2 protein-coding genes are annotated in these 974 nt (G+C 31.3%); both read left to right on the top strand.

From position 1 onward, the window contains the following. Positions 1-70 precede the first annotated feature (70 nt). The gene (locus D0X99_RS20290; protein ID WP_119479695.1) at positions 71-691 is read left to right on the top strand and encodes an AAA family ATPase; all 621 of its coding nucleotides are present in this window, start codon (positions 71-73) and stop codon (positions 689-691) included. Further along, on the top strand, positions 688-951 hold the full coding sequence (locus tag D0X99_RS20285; protein ID WP_119479694.1) for a hypothetical protein: 264 nt from the start codon (positions 688-690) through the stop codon (positions 949-951). The genes D0X99_RS20290 and D0X99_RS20285 overlap by 4 nt, the downstream gene beginning before the upstream one ends. Positions 952-974: the final 23 nt, after the last annotated feature.

Here is a 974-nt window from a genome sequence, read left to right as displayed (position 1 = left end):
ATTGGTTGTTTGTTTCTGCTGCTCAATAATTATAGCTTTCTGTTTTGCAATTTTAGTTTCATAGTCTTGAATGGAGTTGTGTAGGGGTAAAAAAGATGCTACCGAAGCAGGTAAGAAGAAGATTGTTGTAATTGACGATCCTATTTCAAGTTTATCTCACATTTATGTTTTTAATGTTGGTAGACTAATTCACAATGAATTTTTAAGAACTGAAAAATACGAGCAAGTCTTTCTTTTGACTCATAGTCTATATTTCTTCTACGAAATGACCGATACAAACAAAGATAGACGGAAGGAACAACAAAAACTTTTTAGAATCAGAAAAAACACGGCAGGAAGTGAAATCCTCGAAATGAATTATGAAGAAATTCAGAATGATTATCATTCGTATTGGTTTGTAATTAAAGACGACAAACAGCCACCTGCATTGATTGCCAATTGTATGAGAAATATAATTGAGTATTTCTTCAACTTTGTTGAAAAGAAGGACTTAAATAATGTTTTCCAAAAACCGGCAATGCAAGAAAACAGATTTCAAGCCTTTTGCAGATATATAAACCGTGAATCGCATTCTTTGGGACAAAACATTTTTGATATAAAAGAATTCAATTATGCCGACTTCAAAGATGCATTTGCTTTAGTATTCAAAGAAAATGGATACGAAGAGCATTATAAACGAATGATTAAATGAGTATTTTTCTACAAATTGTATTTCAATCAGGCGAATTCTATAATGAAGAGAGTTCCTTTTGGACGGATTTTTTTTTAAATGTATTTGGTGCTTTAATTGGGACATTGACAGCCTTAGGGATATTCCTATTGTCTGTAAAGCATGACCGTAATAAAGAAAAACACAAAGAAAACAAGACAATTAGCCAAAGACTACACTATTTTTCTTCAATGGTTGACAATATAAATGAAACTGTTAAAAAGGAACTCTCTTCATTATAGAATTCGCCTGATTGAAATACAAT

It is taken from the genome of Algoriphagus lacus (assembly GCF_003583985.1).
Lineage (GTDB): Bacteria > Bacteroidota > Bacteroidia > Cytophagales > Cyclobacteriaceae > Algoriphagus > Algoriphagus lacus.
The sequence above is the reverse complement of the archived record's forward strand: the minus strand, read 5'-3'. Positions and strand labels throughout refer to the sequence as shown.

Excerpts from the sequence above, each read along its gene's own strand:
- D0X99_RS20290 (WP_119479695.1), top strand. The coding sequence starts at position 71 with ATGGAGTTGTGTAGGGGTAAAAAAGATGCTACCGAAGCAGGTAAGAAG.
- D0X99_RS20285 (WP_119479694.1), top strand. The coding sequence starts at position 688 with ATGAGTATTTTTCTACAAATTGTATTTCAATCAGGCGAATTCTATAAT.